2 protein-coding genes and 2 pseudogenes are annotated in these 3,200 nt (G+C 66.7%); 1 reads left to right on the top strand and 3 read right to left on the bottom strand.

Annotated features, from left to right (window positions below; translation table 11 throughout):
• Nucleotides 1-1,082 (top strand): annotated as a pseudogene (locus QOD90_RS12085) (AMP-dependent synthetase); the annotation flags it as partial.
• Here QOD90_RS12085 and QOD90_RS12080 read toward each other — a convergent pair.
• The 3 genes and pseudogenes from QOD90_RS12080 to QOD90_RS12070 all read right to left on the bottom strand — a co-directional run.
• A pseudogene (locus QOD90_RS12080) lies at nt 987-1,715 on the bottom strand (acyl-CoA thioesterase); the annotation flags it as partial. The pseudogenes QOD90_RS12085 and QOD90_RS12080 overlap by 96 nt on opposite strands.
• Nucleotides 1,712-2,947, bottom strand: a complete 1,236-nt coding sequence (locus QOD90_RS12075; protein ID WP_526349929.1) for a CoA transferase — start codon at nt 2,945-2,947, stop codon at nt 1,712-1,714. The pseudogene QOD90_RS12080 and the gene QOD90_RS12075, both read right to left, overlap by 4 nt.
• A gap of 13 nt (nt 2,948-2,960) precedes the next feature.
• Nucleotides 2,961-3,200 (bottom strand): HAD-IA family hydrolase (locus QOD90_RS12070; protein WP_526349927.1); only part of this gene is annotated, 240 nt, incomplete at its 5' end.

The raw sequence follows: 3,200 nt of genomic DNA, 5'->3' as shown, positions 1-3,200 counted from the left end.
CCATTCGCCCCACTCGCCGACGGTGGGGTGCCACGCTGGAGACCAGCGTCGCACTGCGTGCCGCGGCGATCGTGTTGGTCGTCGGGTCGCACGCCGGGCTGTGGACGCTGTGGGGTGGTGCGCACATCCTGCTCGGCATCGCCGGGTACAACTTCGGCCGCTTCTGTCTGACCCCGGTGTCCCGTGTCGACCGGGTGAGGCACTTGCGGAACACGCTCGCGTGGATCGCGGTGCCATCGCTGCTGTGGATCGCGTTCGCGATGCTCGTCACCGACGACTACACCGCGACGAACCTGTTGCTGGCCAACAAGTTTCTCGGCCCCGACGACAGCATGACGGCAGGCCGACTTTGGTTCGTCGAGGTGATCGTCTGGATCCTGGTCGGGCTGCTCGGGGTGTGTTGGCTGCGTTTTGGCGATCTGTTGGAACGACGGTGGCCGTTCGGCTTCGCCGTGGCGTTCCTCGCCGTCGGACTCGCCTTGCGCTATGACGTCCTCGACCTCGGCTTCGGCAACGGCGCCTGGTTCACCATGCTGGCATTCTGGTTCTTCGCGGTCGGATGGGCGGCGGCCAAGGCATCGCACGTCTGGCAGCGTCTCGCCGTCACCGTCGCACTCGCGGTCAGCATCGTCGGGTACTTCGGCAACCCCCATCGGGAAGCTCTGGTCTTCGCCGGACTCGCGCTGCTGATCTGGCTGCCCGCCATCCGCTGCCCAGCGGTCTTCACCGTGTCCGCCGGGCTCATCGCCGAGGCTTCACTCTATGTCTACCTGACCCACTTTCAGGTCTATCCCCTGTTCGGTGAGCACACGGCCCTCGGGGTCATCGCATCGATCGTCGTCGGGGTGATCCTCACCCAGCTCGTGACATTGCTACGCAGAGGACTTCGTGATCGTCGATCGCCGCGGTCAAGGCTGCCGTTCCGCAATGAGCCCCTCCTGCGTCAAAGTGGCGGCGATCGCGCCGTCCACGCCGATCAGGCTGGCAGTGACCAGCCCTCGACCGCGGGCCGCGGCGGGCGACCGGCACTCGAGGAGATTCCACTCGTCGGCACGGACCGGGCGGTGAAACCAGATCGATGAATCGGTCGTCCCACTGCGGTGGGTGCGGGCCATCATCGAGTGACCGTGCACGGCAAGCGCCGGGTCGATCATGTAGACGTCGGTGACGTAGGCCGCGATCACGGTGTGCAGCAACGGTTCGGCGGGAATCGGCACCGTCACCCGCCACCACAGCCGTCGCACGAACTCGCCGCCAACGCGATCGTCGTCGACGCGAATGTCGATCTCCTCCAACGGCATCGACGGAGCCGGGCCTACCGGGCCGGTCCGCGGCAACGAGTCGGGATGGGCGCAGGCAACGTCGACGCGGCCGTGCTCGGGTCCGGCCAGGGCAGAGGCGAACGACACGCTGGCCGTCGTCAGCAGCCGATCAGCCTGCCTGCCCTCCACCCGGCGAGCCGCCGTCGTCCGTCCGTCGAAGACGGGTATGACGGTGTATTCCACCGCCTCGCCGGCCTCACCACCGCGCAGGAACTGCAAATGCATGTTGGTCGGCAGCTTCTCGGCATCGACGGTCCTGGCCGCAGCGGCAAGGCTCTGCGCCATGAACTGACCACCGAAGGCGCGCTTGCCCTCCGGTCCGCTGGCAGGCCCGATCCACGCCTGCGAGTCGCTGCCCGGTCGAACGTCGAGCAGCGCCTGGAGACGGCTCATGCCACGGTGCCCCTCTCGAAGAGCGGGCCGAGTTCGTCGTCGCTGACCCCCACCTCGCGCAACACCTCCGCGGTGTGGTCTCCGAGTGCCGGGGCGGCTACTGCCTTCGGATAGCTGCCATCGATCGACAAGGGCAGGCCCGGTGCGAGGTATTCACCGATTCGCGGCTGAGCCAGACTCGTGAACAGCGGGTTGTCGGTGACCTTCTCGTCGTCGACGACATCGGCGAACGTTCGGTAGCGCTCCCACAGGATGGACGTCGACGACAACGCGGCCGCGACCTCGTCGGCGGTGTGCGCGGTGAACCACACGGTGAAGAGCCCGGTGAGTGCGTCACGATGGCGATACCGGTCGCCCTCGTCGGTGAAGTCTGCATCAAGCGTCTGGCCAAGCGCCGCAACGGCTTTGGCCGTTCCAGTCAGCTCGGTCAGATCCCGGAAGTGGCGCCCGGTCAGCGCGACGACCATGAAGGCGACACCATCGGAGCTGGCGAACTGCTGCCCGTACTGCCCGAATACCGAATTGCCGATCCGCTCCCTCGGCGTGCCGTTGATCATCACCTCGGTCAGGAAGCTCAGGTTGCCCGCGGTCGCGAGCGCCACGTTCTCCAGTGGAATGCTGATGCGCTGCCCCTTACCGGTGGCCTCGCGGTGCCGCAGGGCCGTGGTGACCGCGAGGGCGGTGTACAGCCCGCACGCGACGTCCCACGCAGGCAGCACGTGATTGACCGGAACGTCGAGTTCAACGGCACCCGTGACGAGCGGAAAGCCGATCGCCGCGTTGACCGTGTAGTCCACGCCCGTTCCGCCGTCCGCACGACCCGAGACCTCGACGTGGATGAGGTCGGGCCGCAGCGCGGCCAGCGTGTCGTACGAATGCCACTGGCGGCCCGCCACGTTGGTGATGAGAATGCCCGCATCCGCGATGAGCCGCTGGATCAGAAGTTGGCCGTCGGCGGATCGGACGTCGATTGCCGCGGAGCGCTTGCCCTTGTTGAGGCCTGCCCAATAGATGCTGTCACCGGCATCGGTGACGGGCCATCGGTGGTAGTCCGCGGCGCCCCCGACCGGATCGACGCGGATGACCTCGGCGCCGAGCTGCGCAAGCGTCATTCCCGCCAGCGGAACGGCGACGAAACTGGAGATCTCGATGATCCGCACCCCGGCGAGTGGCCTGGCCGAGTCGGAGGCGGCATTGGTCGGCTCACCGGGCAGGCGCTCGTCGTCGGTCACCCGGTCACCCTAATCAGATCAGTTCGACCGCATCCGCGATGGAGTCGAGAACTCGACTTGGCCGGAAGGGATATCGCTCGATGTCCGCCAGGGTGGTGGACCCGGTCAAGACCAGAATCGTTTCCAGACCGGCCTCGATTCCGGCGACGACGTCGGTGTCCATCCGATCACCGACCATGAACGTGTTCTCCGAGTGCGCCTCGATGCGGTTCAGTGCACTGCGAAACATCATCGGGTTCGGCTTGCCGACGAA

The organism is Mycobacterium sp., from assembly GCF_032161845.1.
In the GTDB taxonomy this organism is placed as follows: Bacteria; Actinomycetota; Actinomycetes; order Mycobacteriales; family Mycobacteriaceae; genus Mycobacterium.
This window is presented reverse-complemented; position numbering and strand designations above follow the sequence as displayed.